Raw genomic sequence first — 17227 nt, forward strand, 5'->3', positions numbered from 1 at the left:
AGTTTAAGGTGGAGATGAATTGTCATCGCATTTGTAAAAATATTTTCGTAGCATGGCGAATGTATGTTCTTTTTGGCTGTTTTGTAGTATTATGAAGGAAAGAAGAAGGTGAACATGATGACAAAAGAAAAAGAATATGCAACCTATCAAATTTGGATCAAGAAAGGTCATAAATTGCACATCTACTTCATGGAAATGTGTCAAAATGCAAAAAATCTATACAATACGACAAATTTCTATATTCGCCAAGTGTATACGGCTTTACGTACAGAGAAAACTTTACAGCCACTTCAACAAGAAGTTCTCCATACATTACAAACACATATTGAAGCCATGAATGAAAATCAACTTCATGCGTATCGAAAACGCGTGCAAAAACAAAAAGAAAAACCTGTTAAAGAACAGAAAGACATAAAATGTAACTTGTTTACATTCCCGACAAAAGAGAAATCTTTTCTATCCTATAACTTTCTAGATTGTTTGTTTAAAACAATGAAACAACAAGATTATATGAATTTGCCAGCACAAACAAATCAAGCAGTCATGAAGAAGCTATATCAAAACTGGAAATCATTCTTTGCTTCCATGAAAACATATCAAAAACATCCTTCCACTTTTACGGGCAGACTTCGCATTCCCAAATATATCAAATCATCTATGAAAGAAATTGTATTCACCAATCAAGTATGTAAACTCCAAGATAAGTACATTCGTTTTCCAAAAACAAGCATGAAATTAAATATCGGTAAATTGTTCGGGCATATCGAAAATCTCAAAGAGATACACGTTTCTCCTGCTTATGGGAAGTTTAAAGTAGAAATTATAACAGAAAAATCTGAACCAGCACCTGAGCATGTCGACAACAAGCGTTATATGAGTATTGACTTAGGAATCAATAACGTTGCAACTATCACAACGAATACAGGGGCCATTCCTGTGTTGGTAAAGGGCAATGTGATCAAAAGCATCAATCAATACTACAACAAACAAAAGGCTCATTTACTGAGTATTCTTCGTCATGGAAAAGAACCAAAAGAAGGACCACATACATCAAAGCGTTTAGAGAGGCTTCATGAGAAACGGTTTCTCAAAATAAAAGATTTCTTTCACAAAATCAGTTACAACATTGTTCATTTCGCTGTTCAACATGAGATTTCTATGATTGTGATTGGGAAAAATACATCATGGAAACAAAACAGTAATATGGGAAAACGACAGAATCAATCCTTCTGCCATATCCCACATAATCTACTCATTGAAATGATCAAGTACAAGGCGAATCGGCATGGAATTACGGTACAAGTTGTGGAAGAATCGTATACAAGTAAAGCATCCTTTTTAGACAATGATGATATCCCAGCCTTTGGTGAAGAAGACATTCCTGTATTTAGTGGTAAACGAATCACGCGTGGCTTGTATCGAACGAAAGAAAACAAATTATTAAACGCAGATGTGAATGGTTCCTATAACATCTTAAAAAAAGCAGTTCCAAAGGCGTTTGCCGATGGAATAGAGGGGTTGTGCCATCAGGCAGCTGTGTCAACTCCACTCGTGTTAAGCATCTTTTGAAGGTGATACACGAGAAACCCCCACTTCAAGATCCGAAGGAGATAAGTGGCGGGAGTTTTCATAGTAATTAATAATAAAAAATAATAGCTGTTTAATGGAAACTTATTCATGTCAGTAAAATTTGATCCGTTTGAGGATTATCGTAATGAAGGAAAACGAAAGTGGTACAAGTTCAATAAAAAGGGCAGCTAACAAAAGCTAACTGCTCTACAAAAGAAATATGGTGTCGCTTCGCTAAAATTAGCTGTAGTATAAACGGGATTTGAAATATTATGCAGTGGAGAGAAAAGGATAAATAATTTTAGACTGTTCCAATTTGATTTTGATCAGCTACATCTGAATCAAATGTATTCGTACCGCTTACACCGTTAAAGGTATTAAGAACAAAAGCAACGTTAGATGAACCGGATCCGTTATAAGCTTTCGTATTTTCTTTCGGAGATACATTATAGAAGTCTCCTAAGTTAAAAGAACCGTTACTATTTTGAACGACTAAGTTCCCAACAACAGACGGCATATTTTCACCTACTTTATCAGGGATTGCTTAAATTACTATATGATTCATTCTCCAAAAGGGTTCGACTGCAATTTATTCATGGGATTGCGGAGGGCGGCAGGAACCCGCGATTAGGGTGGTAAGATTCCCTTACTTGAATTATTGAAGTTGATTAAAACAAATTAAGACATATTCCAGTGCGGCGAGTGTGATAATAATCGTATTCGTCATACTGTTTTGCATCTCACTGAGCATAGTTACACTAATGCTATGTTTAAAAAATGTAAAACCAACATCTTGGAAATGACTTGCAACATTTCCATTTGTTCTGATGAACTCAACATTTGCAAAATGTAAATTAAATTGGTGAAAGGAGTGGGATGGATGATTAAACAACAAGGTTATGATGAGTTAGAACTTCATGAAGGAGAAACGTTGACTCAAGCTTTGTTAAAATTGAATGAGAATACTCGTCGAGAGGCTGAAGCACAATACGTTGAGATTCATCAAGTTGTACCTCATGGCAATCAGCGTTTTACAGTAATACTTAATGTATATAAGTGATGGAATTAAAAAGGTATCCATAACGGGTTATAGCCATCAAGTTAAGGAAATGGATAAAATTTAACTAAATGGGTCATCCTTCCACGCAGTATGCATGGAAGGATGACCCATTTTATGTCTAAGCTTACTAATGTTACACAAGAAGAATTACGTTTACTAGGTGAAGAATTTAAAAGCAAATGCAATATTGTTTTACCAAATTATAGCATAGTGTTTTATATATATAAAGAACTGCAATTGAAGTAGAAAAGTAGTGTGAGAGGAGGAGATATATATTGAATGGAACAGCTTATAAAGTATGATATGTCCTGATGAAAAAAGAAGAACAAAATTAAGCGGGATGTACTGAGATAGTGATAAAACAAGAAGGATTTGTTGTTGTTTTAAGTGTTTATACAGATCATGAGACAAGCTATCGAATACAATAATCCACAAGGAGAAAATAAATCATGGGATATATCATAGATCTTTCAAAATGGAATGAAAATATAAATTGGAATATAGCTGCTCACCACATTGATTTAGCAATCTGTCGTGTACAATATGGTTCCAGAAAAGTAGACGAGATATATACAGACCATGTGGAACATTTAGAAGCACGAGGTATTCCCCATGCAGCTTATGCTTACGGATGCTATGTATCTGTGGCAGATGCTATTGTAGAGGCGAAAGATTTTATGAACCGAGTAAGCCCTAATGCTAAATTTCTTGTTCTAGATGTTGAGAATGATACTTTAACAAGCTGCGGAGCTGCTAATCTAGCTGAAGCGTCGCAGACATTTATTGATACATGTAAGGAGGCTGGATGGAAAGTAGGGTTATATGTATCGCACTATATGTACGGATCTTACGGATTGCAAAATGTGAATGCAGATTTCATATGGTTACCTCGTTATGGAACAAATGACGGAACACCACAAGTAAAACCTGATTATGCGAGTGACTTGTGGCAATACAGTGATAATGGTTATGTTGAAGGGATTGGGAAAGTTGATGTGAACCTATTAACAGGGGACAAGCCGTTAGAATGGTTTATAGGCACAGAGTCCTATCGTATTTATGTAGGGAATTTCAATTCTGTTGAGTGGACTGCAGATGTATTGAGAAAAATTAAAGAAATATTACCAGGATATGGTGTTTGGGTACAGTGTCTAAATGATGGAAATCACCGCATTGTAGTTGGTGATTTTAATTCAAAAACATGGTGCGATGAGACATTTTTGAAGTTGAAAGCAGTGTATCCGGGGGATGGAATGTGGATTTCATAAATATAATAAGAAAAGCTGGCTCATGAGAGTCAGCTTTTTTACTTACATTATTATTGTGCTTATAAAAAGTATAAAGAAATTGGACAGCTAACAGTTAAGTATGGTGTGTTTGTAAAAGCATACATCATAAATGAGCTTTAAAGGTAGTTTGTCATATCAATATCCCCAATATTGATATGGAATTTGGGATTGATAATAATATGATGGATGTTGGGCATGTGTTTGATTTTGATATGGTAGATCATGTATTGTATTTCGATTTTGCCTTTGATTACAGTAGTAGATTGAATAGGAGCTACTGCTTGTTTCCATTGTTGTTCATCAAGACAATAAGTATGGGCCATTACGTTAAAATATCCAATCCAAAAATAACTTCTGGAGTAGGAGCATTAAAAATAGCTAATAAAACAAGGAACAAAATTGGAGCGTTTTTTTAGAATGGTAAATATAAAGGAGACACAAAATAGCTGAAAAATTGATTAAAGTGAAATGAATATTAGTGGGTATTGAAGTAATATGATAAATTGTTATTATCGGAACTTTCTGTTTAGTGAATAAGTGTAAATAATGTGAGGTTAGGAGAATTAATTTGAGAGAATTTAGCTTGTGTTCTGAAAATGAGAGATTCGTATTGAGATCTTATCGGAAAGAAGACTTTAACAATTGGTTTATACAATATGCAAAGTCAGTTCCTATGAAAGGTGGACTGAGTGATGTTACAAAAAGTTGATGATTCAAAATCTTTAGAAAACCAACTGGCTCGGTTACAAAGTTACATTGATTCTCCAGAAAAGCAGCGACAGTTATATCGACGGACGTTGATCATCGTTGTTATTTCACAAATTTTCGGTGGCGCGGGACTTGCAGCAGGTGTAACCGTCGGAGCACTTCTTGCACAAGACATGCTAGGTACAGATAGTTTTGCAGGGGTTCCGTCTGCGTTGTTCACTTTAGGTTCTGCTGGGGCAGCACTACTTGTAGGACGACTCTCTCAGCGTTTTGGACGACGTTTAGGACTCGCGACAGGATTTTTGGCTGGCGGTATCGGCGCAATTGGAGTAGTGATTTCAGCATTAACTAATAATCTTGTACTTCTTTTTTCTTCATTACTCATCTATGGTGCTGGGACTGCTACAAATTTACAAGCGCGCTATGCAGGTACAGATCTAGCAAATTCTACACAGCGAGCAACAGCAATCAGCATTGCAATGGTATCAACCACCTTAGGTGCTGTCGCAGGGCCAAATTTAGTTGATGCAATGGGGCGATTTGCAATAATGATTAAAGTTCCTGCACTAGCCGGTCCGTTCATTTTGGCAGCTGCAGCTTATATCCTTGCCGGTTTGGTACTTCTAGCTCTACTTCGTCCAGACCCTCTTGTTGTTGCGAAAGCAATTGCAGATGTGCAGAGAACGAACGAGAGTAATGATTTAGATGTGAGTTCTAGTAAACTAGCGATAAAAAAACGAGGAATTGTTGTTGGTGCCACAATCATGGTCTTAACTCAGATTGTCATGGTTTCAATTATGACAATGACACCTGTACATATGGGACATCATGGACATGGCTTGAAAGAGATAGGACTGGTAATTGGTTTTCATATCGGCGCAATGTACCTACCATCTCTTTTGACTGGTATCCTCGTAGATAAGATTGGACGTACTGCGATGGCAATCGCTTCTGGTGCCACTTTACTTACTGCTGGTGTTCTTGCCGCTGTTGCACCTACTGATTCTATGTTAGTACTCATCATCGCTCTCGCCTTGCTTGGGCTTGGTTGGAACTTTGGTTTGATTAGCGGTACTGCGCTCATTGTGGATGCAACTACTCCATCCATTCGTGCAAAGACGCAAGGATCTGTTGATGTATTGATCGCTTTGGCGGGGGCATCTGGAGGGGCGCTATCTGGCATGGTCGTCGCTCATTCTAGTTACACAACCCTTTCATTTGCCGGAGCTATCCTTTCACTACTGCTTATCCCAGTCATTGTCTGGTCTCGTGGCAATCAAAATAGTGCTAATAAAAGCTAATAAAATCATCCAACTTTTGAATGAATATAAATCAGTCTTAAGATTCATTCACATATAATAGAATATAATATAAAATATTACATAATAAGGAAAAATAAATGAAAAGGAGTAATTTTTAAATGGAGCATAAAGGACTGAAAATATTCATTCATGCTAGTACTTGGTTTGCACCTGTATTAGTTCCGTTTATTATATTTCTTGTTAGTTCCAATCGAGAAATTAAAAGTTTATCATTACAGGCAGTTATATTTCACTTTGTGATAGGTGTATTAATTGCTATTTCAGTATTTTTTTCTTGGATATTAATTGGAATTCCGTTCTTAATTATTTTTGGATTAATGGCTTTAATTACTCCAATCATCGGTATCATTCGTGCGCTAAAAGATCGACCTTTTCAATATCCGATTGTTGGGTCATGGTTGAAGTAGAATTTACAAGTATAAAGTGAAACTTCTATCAATGGAGGACATCCGTCACTGATGGAAATCTTGTCCAATTGGGCTTTGTTGGTAGTTTATCTTCCACCTACCTTCTTTGAATTTCTCCAATCTTGAGGCGGGTGCCTTATTGATTATTAATGTGAAAAGGATAGCGTATAGCTATCCTTTTTTTATTGAAAATCATGATGTAAGAAGTAGATGCTCTTCATTGATGAAAGTTACAATTCATCATTAGGAAGTCAGAAGCTAAATAAGAATAAAAAATATTTTAATAAAATAAACTGTTGATATATCTAAAAATTTAGAAAATAAAATAAATTGTAATTGTTTAAAAAGTCTGATATATTTGAGTGGAAAATGAAAGAGATGTAAAACGGGTAGAGATACAATGGTTGTTTTAGCTTTTTAAAAGGGAAGTTACGCTGCCTAGTAAACTGTATTTGAAATCGAGTCTTAGGTCCTTGCCCGTTTTAGTACACATCATAGCCTACGTGGATAGGAGGTGTTAAGTGCGAAGGTAGAAACTGTATTTTTTAGTATCTCTTCGTATAGTAACAGCTTCTTGGGAAGTTGCTTTTTTATTTTCGAAATTGATTAATAAGTATGAAGCTATAGGTAGTTCTTTGTTTAGAACATGTGCTAGGTTTTTCAACTCTTTCAAAACTACTATATGAACAATCAAAACATAGAAAAACCTTGTACGCTGCTTACCACGTATTCTTTATTAGTGGATGAAATAGCTAGAAGAGAATACTGTGGAAAATATATTTGTGCAATATTGGAAAGGCTTACAGAAATGTAAACGAAGATCTATTTGGATGGGAGGAAGGTAAAATGGGAACTGAAAATAATTATTTTCCAGGACTTGATGGGGTAGTTGCAGCAGAGACAAAGATTTCTTTTCTTGATACAAAAAAAGGAGAAATCGTTATTCAAGGGTATGATCTGATTGAGCTATCTAAGACGAAAAGTTATTTAGATATTGTTCACCTTTTATTAGAGGAGAAACTTCCTAATTCAGATGAAAAAGCGGCATTGGAAGAAACGCTAAAGCATGAATATGAAGTTCCTACTGGTGTTTTTGATGTTTTAAAAGCATTGCCAAAACAAACGCACCCGATGGACGGGTTACGCACGGGAATTTCAGCACTCTCAGGTTATGACAATGAAATTGATGATCGCTCATTGGATGTAAATAAAAAACGTGCTTATAAATTGTTAAGTAAAGTACCGAATATAGTAGCTAACAGTTATCGAATTTTGAATAATGAAGAACCGATTGAACCAATCCAAGAGTTATCTTATAGTGCGAACTTCTTCCATATGCTTACGGGTAAGAAGCCTTCTGAATTAGAAGAAAAAATATTTGATAAATCACTTGTTTTGTATAGTGAACACGAGATGCCTAATTCTACTTTTACAGCTAGAGTAATTGCGTCTACACAATCAGATTTATACGGTGCTTTAACCGGAGCAGTTGCTTCTTTAAAAGGTAATTTACATGGGGGCGCTAATGAGGCAGTAATGTACATGCTGCTTGAAGCGGGTACTGTTGAGAAATTTGAAGAATTACTGCAAAAGAAACTGTATAACAAAGAAAAAATTATGGGATTTGGACATCGCGTCTACATGAAGAAGATAGATCCAAGAGCACTCATGATGAAGGAAGCATTAAAACAGTTATGTGATGTGAAAGGCGATTATACATTATATGAAATGTGTGAAGCTGGAGAAAAGATTATGGAGAAGGAAAAAGGAATCTATCCAAACTTAGATTATTATGCTGCTCCAGTCTATTGGATGTTAGGTATTCCAATTCAACTGTACACACCAATCTTTTTCAGTTCAAGAACGGTAGGCTTATGTGCGCATGTGATTGAGCAACATACAAATAATCGATTGTTCCGCCCACGTGTAAATTATATTGGCGAGCGACATGTGCTTAGCAAATAAAAACAACTGGGGAGTTGTTAAGGCCGCCCGCCAGGTGGGTGTTTGACCGACACCCATTCTTAATAATAACGAATTGTCGACAGAAAGGGAAGGATAGCGTGATTAAAACAAATGAAATTAAACAAAAAGATGCAATTTTAGAAGAAATTACGGATTATGTACTAAATAAAGAGGTGACAAGCTCAGAAGCATTCAGTACAGCACGCTATGTGTTACTTGATACGCTTGGATGTGGAATTCTAGCACTGCAATATCCAGAGTGTACGAAATTACTAGGACCAGTTGTACCAGGAACAATTGTGCCAAATGGTACACGTGTACCGGGAACATCATTTGTACTTGATCCAGTACGCGGTGCCTTTAATATCGGATGTATGATTCGTTGGTTAGATTATAACGATACATGGCTTGCAGCAGAATGGGGACATCCGTCTGATAATTTAGGTGGTATTTTAGCTGTTGCAGATTATGTGAGCCGCGTTCGTATTTCAGAAGGAAAAGAACCATTAAAAGTACGAGATGTACTTGAAATGATGATTAAAGCACATGAAATTCAAGGTGTACTTGCGTTAGAAAATAGTTTAAACCGTGTTGGTCTTGACCATGTGTTATACGTAAAAGTAGCGACAACAGCAGTTGTTACTAAAATGCTTGGTGGCACGCGTGAAGAAATCTTTAATGCATTGTCTCATGCGTGGATTGATAACTCTAGTCTTCGTACATATCGTCATGCTCCAAATACAGGTTCACGTAAGTCATGGGCAGCTGGGGATGCAACAAGCCGTGGTGTTCATCTTGCACTTACTGCATTAAAAGGTGAAATGGGTTACCCAACAGCATTATCTGCTCCAGGATGGGGATTCCAAGATGTATTGTTTAACAAGCAAGAACTAAAATTAGCAAGACCTTTAGATTCTTATGTAATGGAAAATGTATTGTTTAAAGTATCATATCCAGCAGAATTCCATGCTCAAACAGCTGCAGAATGTGCAGTGAAATTACATCCCGAAGTGAAAGAACGATTAGATGAAATTGACCGTATTACAATTACGACACATGAATCAGCAGTTCGTATTATTGATAAAGAGGGTCCATTAAATAACCCAGCTGACCGCGATCATTGCTTGCAATACATTACTGCAATCGGTTTATTAAAAGGCGACATTGTTGCAGATGATTATGAGGATGAAGTAGCTTTTGACCCTCGCGTAGATGAATTACGAAATAAGATGGTTGTTGTTGAAAATAAACAATACAGTTTAGATTACCTTGATCCGAACAAGCGCTCAATCGCCAACGCTGTTCAAATTCATTTTAAAGATGGTACAGTAACAGAAAACGTAGAATGTGAATATCCATTAGGTCACCGTTTCCGTAGAGACGAAGCGATTCCAAAGGTAGTTCAAAAGTTCTCTGCAAATATGGCTGTTCATTATTCTAATAAACAACAAGAAAAAATTCATGAAGCTTGTTTGAATGAAGAAAAATTAGAAAATATGAATGTGAATGAATTTGTAGATCTTTTCTTAATTTAAGTATAGGGGGAATAAGAATGGCTTGGGTTGTAAATAAACAGTCAACACAAGAAGAACTTGCCAATCGATTCCGGGCTTTAGTAGAGGCGCCTGAAATCTTGCAAATTCCTGGTGCACATGATGCGATGGCTGCTCTTGTTGCGAAAAATGCTGGATTTTCAGCTCTTTATTTATCAGGAGCTGCTTATACAGCAAGTAAGGGTTTACCAGATTTAGGTATTGTAACATCTACTGAAGTAGCTGAAAGAGCAAGAGATCTTGTTAGAGCAACGGATTTACCTCTTCTTGTCGATATTGATACAGGATTTGGTGGAGTGTTAAATGTAGCGAGAACTGCTGTAGAGATGGTGGAAGCAAATGTAGCCGCTGTTCAAATTGAAGATCAGCAACTTCCTAAAAAGTGTGGACATCTCAATGGGAAAAAACTTGTTTCCATTGAAGAAATGCAACAAAAAATTAAAGTAATAAAAGAAGTAGCACCATCAATGGTTGTTGTAGCTCGTACGGATGCTCGTGCAGTTGAAGGTTTAGATGCATCGATTGAGAGAGCAATTGCATACATTGAAGCAGGTGCAGATGCTATTTTCCCAGAAGCTTTGCAGTCAGAAGAAGAGTTTCGTTTATTTACGAAGAAAGTAACAGTACCTTTACTCGCTAATATGACCGAATTTGGAAAAACACCGTATTATACTGCTGAAGAGTTTGCTAATATCGGTTATCAAATGGTCATATATCCAGTGACGTCTCTTCGCGTAGCAGCAAAAGCTTATGAGCGTATTTTTCATCTTATAAAAGAAGAAGGATCGCAAAAAGAAGGGCTTTCTGATATGCAAACAAGAAGTGAATTATATGAAACGATTTCGTATCATGATTTTGAAGAATTAGATAAAGGAATTGCAAAAACAATCTTATCTGAGGGGCAATAGATAAAGTGAAACTTCTAGCAGTAGAGGGGCATCTCCCTCATTGCTGGATATGTTAAAGCAATCGGGCGCATGCCAGCAGTTGTCGCCCATCTATCTTCCTCGCTCTTCTTTGAATCGTGGAGGATGGGAGTCTTACTGCCCCAAAATAGCGGGATAAAATAAGAAAGCGATGATACACATTTTTAGCAAAAATACCTGCTTGATGTGAAATAAATCATCGCTTTTTTGTCATATTAACGGATAGTAAAAATGAGATTGATAAAAGTTTTTGAACGAAGAAGAAACAAAATCTTTATTTATGTAGTTCCACTTTATCATAATATTAGTTCCTTTCTAAAAAGAAACTAGCGTGTGTACAGATAGTAAAAGAGAGGAATAGACATTCTAAAGGAGGGGAAATCAAGTTATGATGGCTGCAAAATATGACTCTGTTCGAAACTGGATGAAGCAGGATCCGTATATTTTGAGGAAAGATAATACGATTCGAGAAGCATTACGACTACTAGCTGAATCAGAGAGTACAGAACTCCCTGTTTTAGAAAATAATCATGTGATTGGAGTTGTGAAACTCATTGATTGTGTAAAGTGGTTAGAGAATCACTCAGAGTGGGATGAACCAATTGTTACTATACTCAGGCATTCTTTCTATAAGGTACGGGAAGAGTTTTCTTTAAGCGAGTTGGAGAATATCCCACTTTATGTTACTTGTGAGGAAAACAGAGAGCTCAAAGGAGTGGTCAGTAACAAGGAATTATTAGCGTTTCACAAAGGTTTGGTTCAAGAAATCGAATGTGCACATCAAACGATAGAGTGGTTTAAACTTTGCTTTGATACTGCATATGAAGGAATCGCGATTGTAGATGAAAATGGAGTTATCCAAATGTTTAATGAAACGTACAGTCGCTTTGTTGGTGTAACAAAAGAAGAAGCAATTGGACAGCACGCTGAAAATGTAATTGAGAATACGCGGCTTCCAGTTGTATTAAAAACAGGAGTACCAGAAAGAAATCAAGTACACCGTCTGCAAGGACAGAATCTAGTTGTGCACCGGATGCCAATTTGGAAGCAGGGAAGAGTGATAGGTGCTGTAGGGATGCTTATTCATGAAGGGATTTCAGATATTTATAAAATACTAGAACGATTTGATCAAAAGGATAGGACAATCAAACCAACGTTTTCTAAACCGAAAAAGAAGCAGATTCGATTTGAAGATATTCTTGGAGAAAGCCAAACAATTTCTGAAACGAAAAAAATGGCTCGAAAAGCAGCTGGATCAAAAGCATCCGTATTAATTACTGGGGAAAGCGGTGTTGGTAAAGAGCAATTTGCACGTGCTATACATGATACCGGTATAACAAAAAACGGTCCGTTTATTAGTGTGAACTGTGCTGCTATTCCTGATAATTTACTAGAATCTGAATTGTTTGGTTATGCAGAAGGTGCTTTTACAGGTGCGAAAAAGAATGGGAAGGCAGGGAAGTTTGAACTTGCAAATCATGGAACATTATTTTTAGACGAGATTGGCGATATGTCTCTATTAACGCAAGTGAAAATTTTACGTGTTTTACAAGAAAGGGAAATAGAAAGAATAGGTGGTACACATCCAATTCCTGTTGATTTCAGACTAATCGCAGCGACAAATAAAGATTTAAAACAAATGGTTAGAGAAGGAACCTTTAGGGAGGATTTATATCATCGTCTTCATGTTATTCCGATTCATATTCCACCGCTTCGCTTTCGAAAACAAGATATACCACTCATTGTCGAAGAACATTTACAAAAGTTATGTCAAATGTATGGTGCCGAAGAAAAGACACTTGATAAAGAGGTATTACGCCTTATGTTCCATTATAATTGGCCGGGTAATGTTAGGGAATTAATCAATGTGTTAGAAAGGCTATTTGCACTATCAGATGATGCACATATACGGGCTAAGGATTTACCAGAAGAATTTTATTATCAGGATATGGAGCAAAAGAAATTAGTACCTATGATTCAGTCTTTACCAGCAAAACAAGAAGCGATGAAAGTGGTGCGTGAAGAGGAAGAAAGAGGATTAATTGAACGCGTTTTAAAAGAAGCAAAAGGAAATAAGTCAAAAGCAGCGGCATTGTTAGGGATTTCTAGGGCGACCCTTTATAATAAATTGTCAAGATTCAAAATCTAAACAATTGTTATATCAAGTGTAAAACTGTCTAGACAGTTTTACGTTTTCTTTTCATTTTGCCCTTGTTCTATCAAGTTTTTAGATTGGCATAGATTTTGCTTATAAATAAAATGAAGACCGAAATGATAGGGGGATACAGATGGAGAAAACAAAGTTGCAATGGGACGAATTTTTTTCGCTGAATCAGGAGCTTAATACAACCTTTTTTACACCTGAGGATTTTTCAGGGGATGAAGATTTAATCGCAAAAACAACTGAACAATTTGTGAAACAGGAAATTGTTCCTCAAATTGAAAATATCGAGCAGCACAATTATCAAGTTTCCCGCAGGTTGTTTGAAAAGGCTGGAGAACTTGGATTGTTGAGTATAGAGGTTCCAGAAGAGTATGGCGGATTTGAATTAGGGAAAGCAGTTTCTGGACTTGTGGCAGAAAAGATGGGATATGCAGGAGCCTTTAGTGTTTCCTTTAATATTCATGCTGGAGTAGGAACGCTGCCATATATATATTACGGAACAAAAGAGCAGAAGGAAAAATATTTACCTAAAATTGCATCAGGCGAATGGATTGGAGCTTATGCTTTAACAGAACCTAATGCTGGATCTGATGCATTAAGTGCAAAAACAAGTGCTGTCTTAAATGAAGAAGGAACAGCTTGGACATTAAATGGTGAAAAACAGTGGATTACAAATGCTCATATGGCTGACGTATATGTTGTTTTTGCAAAGACAAATAAAGGAATGACAGCATTTATTGTCGAAAGAACATGTGAAGGCGTTTCGATTGGTCTAGAAGAAAAGAAAATGGGTATTAAAGGTTCTTCAACTGCGACACTGATTTTAGAGGATGTCGTCATTCCTGCTGAAAATGTACTAGGCGAAGTAGGAAAGGGACATCACGTAGCTCTTAATATTCTCAATTTTGCTAGATTGAAACTTGCTTTCGGAAATATTGGAACAGCAAAGCAAGCAATTGGCCTATCTGTTCAATACGGAAAAGAACGAAAACAGTTTCAAACAGAATTAGTTGATTTCACGATGATTCAAGAGAAAATTGCAAATATGATAATCGCTACATACGGTGCAGAGAGCGCAGCTTATCGAACAGCAGGCGTAATTGATGAAGCAATTCATGAGAGTGATGAAGGTATTATGCAGAAAATGTCTCAATTTGCAATGGAGTGTGCGATCAACAAAGTGAATGCTTCAGAAACACTTGGAAATATTGTGGATGAAGCGGTACAAATTCATGGTGGTTATGGTTATATGCAAGAATATGAAGTAGAACGATTATATCGTGATGCTAGAATTAGCCGTATATTTGAAGGAACGAATGAAATTAACCGCTTAACAGTTGCAAAAATGTTAATGAAACAAACGAAACAATTAGGGGACCAAGTAGATGAAGACACATTTGAAAATGTAGAACGAAATCATCGTTATATTTTATTATCGAAACAATTATTAAAGCAATCTTTGAAAACGCTATCTCGAACTCCTGAATTAAAAATCGAACAAGAACAAGAATATTCACGCGTGTTAGCAGACATGTTGAAAGATGTATATGTAATGGAATCGGCATTTTTACGTACAAAGAAAGCGATAAGTAAAAATGGTGAAGAAAAAGAACGTACAAAACAGTTTATAACGGATGTGCTTTGTGAAGAAGGATATCGAAAAGTAGAATCAGCAGCAATTGTTCTTCTTTCTGCAGCGGTGCAAGAAGAGCAAACTAGAAACGCCATTCTAGATGAAATTCGTCAACTGTCAGTACCTCTATACACGAACTTGTTTACGAAAAAGAGAGAAATCGCAAAAACGATTATAAATCGCGGGAAATATATTGTTTAAATAGGAGGAGAGCAGTATGAAAAAGATTGGTTTTATCGGTTTAGGTAATATGGGTCTTCCGATGTCTAAAAATTTGGTTAAATCAGATTATACGGTATATGGAGTCGATTTAAATAAAGATGCTGAAGCTTCCTTCGAGAAAGAAGGGGGAATCATCGGTTTATCAATTAGAAAATTAGCAGAAACATGTGATTTGATTTTTACAAGTTTACCGTCACCGCGAGCTGTTGAAGCTGTTTATTTTGGAGAAGAAGGTTTAATTGAGAATAGTCATTCGAATGTTGTTTTAATTGATACAAGCACAGTAGCTCCGCAACTAAATAAAAAGCTTGCAGATGCTGCGAAGGATAAAAAAGTCGATTTCTTGGCTGCACCGGTTAGCGGTGGAGTGATTGGAGCGGAAAACCGCACATTAACTTTTATGGTTGGTGGACCAAAAGAAGTATATGAAAAAGGTTTACCAGTGATGGAAGTATTGGGAGCAAATATATTTCATGTGAGTGAGCAAATTGATAGTGGTACAACTGTAAAATTGATTAATAACTTATTAATTGGTTTTTATACAGCAGGTGTTAGTGAAGCTCTGACATTAGCAAAGAAAAACAATATGGATTTAGATAAAATGTTTGATATTTTAAATGTGAGTTATGGACAAAGTAGAATTTATGAGCGCAATTATAAAAGCTTTATTGCGTCAGAAAACTATGAACCAGGATTTACTGTAAATCTACTAAAGAAAGACTTAGGATTTGCAGTTGATTTAGCAAAAGAGGGTGAGCTTCACTTACCAGTGAGTGAAATGCTTTTGGATTTGTATGATGAAGCTGATAAAGCGGGATATGGTGAAAAAGACATGGCTGCTTTATATCAAAAGGTAAGTGAACAATTAATCTCTAGTCATAAATAACAATGAATACTAGCAAATATAAAAAATAAAAAGGAGCGAATACAATGATTACAACAGAAATTAAACGCGTGAAAAATCATATTAATGGTGAATGGGTAGAATCTACTGGAACAGAAGTGGAAGCTGTTCCGAATCCTGCGACTGGGAAAATAATTGCTTATGTTCCACTTTCTCCAAAAGAAGATGTGGATCGTGCTGTTGAAGCTGCAAAGGCAGCATATGAAACATGGTCTAAAGTACCAGTTCCAAATCGCTCAAGACAGCTATATAAATATTTACAACTTTTACAAGAAAACAAAGATGAGCTTGCAAAAATCATTACATTAGAAAATGGTAAAACATTAAAAGATGCAACTGGGGAAGTGCAGCGAGGGATTGAAGCTGTAGAGCTGGCAACATCAACACCAAATTTAATGATGGGGCAAGCGCTTCCAAATATTGCAGGTGGAATTGATGGTTCAATTTGGAGATACCCAATTGGAGTTGTTGCTGGTATTACACCGTTCAACTTCCCGATGATGATTCCACTATGGATGTTCCCATTAGCAATCGCTTGCGGTAATACATTTGTATTAAAAACATCTGAAAGAACGCCGCTTTTAGCAGAAAGACTAGTAGAATTATTCTATGAAGCGGGCTTCCCGAAAGGAGTTTTAAACTTAGTACAAGGTGGAAAAGATGTTGTAAATAGCATTTTAGAAAATAAAGATATTCAAGCTGTTTCATTTGTTGGATCTGAGCCAGTTGCACGCTATGTATACGAAACAGGAACAAAATATGGAAAACGAGTACAAGCACTTGCAGGAGCGAAAAACCATGCAATTGTTATGCCGGACTGCGATATTGAAAAGACAGTACAAGGTGTCATTGGTTCTGCATTTGCGAGTAGTGGAGAGCGTTGCATGGCATGCTCTGTTGTAGCGGTAGTGGATGAAATTGCTGATGAATTCATTGATGTTCTTGTATCAGAAACGCGTAAATTAAAAGTCGGTGATGGTTTCCATGAAGAGAATTATGTAGGTCCATTAATTCGTGAATCTCATAAAGAGCGTGTACTAGGCTATATTAATAGCGGCGTAGCAGATGGAGCTACTTTATTAGTAGATGGCCGTAAAATTAATGAAGAAGTTGGGGAAGGGTATTTCGTTGGAGCAACAATCTTTGATAGTGTAAATCAAGATATGAAAATTTGGCAAGATGAAATTTTTGCTCCAGTATTAAGCATTGTGAGAGTAAAGGATTTAGAAGAAGGAATTAAGGTTACAAACCAATCAAAATTTGCAAATGGTGCAGTCATTTATACGTCAAGTGGTAAACACGCACAAACATTCCGTGATAATATCGATGCAGGGATGATTGGCGTAAACGTAAACGTTCCAGCTCCAATGGCATTTTTCGCATTTGCAGGAAATAAAGCTTCTTTCTACGGTGACTTAGGCACAAATGGAAAAGATGGTGTACAATTTTATACACGTAAAAAAGTAGTAACAGAGCGCTGGTTCTAAGAAGAATGTAAAAAAAGT

The 17227-nt window shown here is 36.5% G+C and carries 14 protein-coding genes and 1 pseudogene; 13 read left to right on the top strand and 2 right to left on the bottom strand.

The window, feature by feature from the left end:
• Nucleotides 1-117: 117 nt before the first annotated feature.
• A complete protein-coding gene (locus WAX78_RS01290; RefSeq protein WP_336480503.1) occupies nt 118-1569 on the top strand; it encodes an RNA-guided endonuclease InsQ/TnpB family protein in 1452 nt (483 codons plus the stop codon).
• A 301-nt stretch (nt 1570-1870) separates the two neighbouring features.
• On the opposite strand, the gene WAX78_RS01295 is transcribed toward WAX78_RS01290, so the two are convergent.
• Complete coding sequence (locus WAX78_RS01295; protein ID WP_035434858.1) at nt 1871-2086, bottom strand: spore germination protein; 216 nt, start codon at nt 2084-2086, stop codon at nt 1871-1873.
• Nucleotides 2087-2449: 363 nt separating this feature from the next.
• Between WAX78_RS01295 and WAX78_RS01300 the strand changes: the two genes are divergently transcribed.
• From WAX78_RS01300 to WAX78_RS01310, 3 genes are all read left to right on the top strand, one after another.
• Nucleotides 2450-2629 carry a hypothetical protein gene (locus WAX78_RS01300; RefSeq protein WP_336480504.1) on the top strand — a complete coding sequence of 60 codons (180 nt, stop codon included), beginning with the start codon at nt 2450-2452 and terminating at the stop codon, nt 2627-2629.
• 114 nt (nt 2630-2743) lie between these two features.
• A complete protein-coding gene (locus WAX78_RS01305; RefSeq protein WP_336480505.1) occupies nt 2744-2875 on the top strand; it encodes a hypothetical protein in 132 nt (43 codons plus the stop codon).
• Between the two features lie 203 nt (nt 2876-3078).
• Nucleotides 3079-3897, top strand: a complete 819-nt coding sequence (locus WAX78_RS01310; RefSeq protein WP_336480506.1) for a GH25 family lysozyme — start codon at nt 3079-3081, stop codon at nt 3895-3897.
• Nucleotides 3898-4053: 156 nt separating this feature from the next.
• Here the strand turns inward: WAX78_RS01310 and WAX78_RS25110 are convergent.
• Nucleotides 4054-4303: pseudogene (locus WAX78_RS25110) on the bottom strand (cupin domain-containing protein); the annotation flags it as partial.
• A 307-nt stretch (nt 4304-4610) separates the two neighbouring features.
• On the opposite strand from WAX78_RS25110, the gene WAX78_RS01320 reads away from it, so the two are divergent.
• From WAX78_RS01320 to WAX78_RS01360, 9 genes are all read left to right on the top strand, one after another.
• Nucleotides 4611-5927, top strand: coding sequence for an MFS transporter (locus tag WAX78_RS01320; protein ID WP_336480507.1), 1317 nt, complete (start codon nt 4611-4613; stop codon nt 5925-5927).
• 119 nt (nt 5928-6046) lie between these two features.
• On the top strand, nt 6047-6355 hold the full coding sequence (locus WAX78_RS01325) for a DUF4870 domain-containing protein (RefSeq protein ID WP_336480508.1): 309 nt from the start codon (nt 6047-6049) through the stop codon (nt 6353-6355).
• Nucleotides 6356-7201: 846 nt separating this feature from the next.
• Entirely contained in the window at nt 7202-8320 is a 1119-nt protein-coding gene (gene mmgD, locus WAX78_RS01330) for a citrate synthase (protein WP_336480509.1), read from the top strand.
• Nucleotides 8321-8418: 98 nt separating this feature from the next.
• Complete coding sequence (prpD, locus tag WAX78_RS01335) at nt 8419-9855, top strand: 2-methylcitrate dehydratase (protein WP_336480510.1); 1437 nt, start codon at nt 8419-8421, stop codon at nt 9853-9855.
• A gap of 17 nt (nt 9856-9872) precedes the next feature.
• A complete protein-coding gene (gene prpB / locus WAX78_RS01340) occupies nt 9873-10781 on the top strand; it encodes a methylisocitrate lyase (protein ID WP_336480511.1) in 909 nt (302 codons plus the stop codon).
• A gap of 406 nt (nt 10782-11187) precedes the next feature.
• The gene (locus WAX78_RS01345; protein ID WP_336480512.1) at nt 11188-12948 is read left to right on the top strand and encodes a sigma 54-interacting transcriptional regulator; all 1761 of its coding nucleotides are present in this window, start codon (nt 11188-11190) and stop codon (nt 12946-12948) included.
• Between the two features lie 139 nt (nt 12949-13087).
• Entirely contained in the window at nt 13088-14797 is a 1710-nt protein-coding gene (locus WAX78_RS01350; RefSeq protein WP_336480513.1) for an acyl-CoA dehydrogenase family protein, read from the top strand.
• Nucleotides 14798-14813: 16 nt separating this feature from the next.
• The gene (locus tag WAX78_RS01355; protein ID WP_336480514.1) at nt 14814-15704 is read left to right on the top strand and encodes an NAD(P)-dependent oxidoreductase; all 891 of its coding nucleotides are present in this window, start codon (nt 14814-14816) and stop codon (nt 15702-15704) included.
• A 44-nt stretch (nt 15705-15748) separates the two neighbouring features.
• Nucleotides 15749-17209, top strand: a complete 1461-nt coding sequence (locus WAX78_RS01360) for a CoA-acylating methylmalonate-semialdehyde dehydrogenase (RefSeq protein ID WP_336480515.1) — start codon at nt 15749-15751, stop codon at nt 17207-17209.
• Nucleotides 17210-17227 lie beyond the last annotated feature (18 nt).

Source organism: Bacillus yunxiaonensis (assembly GCF_037104695.1).
Taxonomy (GTDB): Bacteria; Bacillota; Bacilli; order Bacillales; family Bacillaceae_G; genus Bacillus_A; species Bacillus_A yunxiaonensis.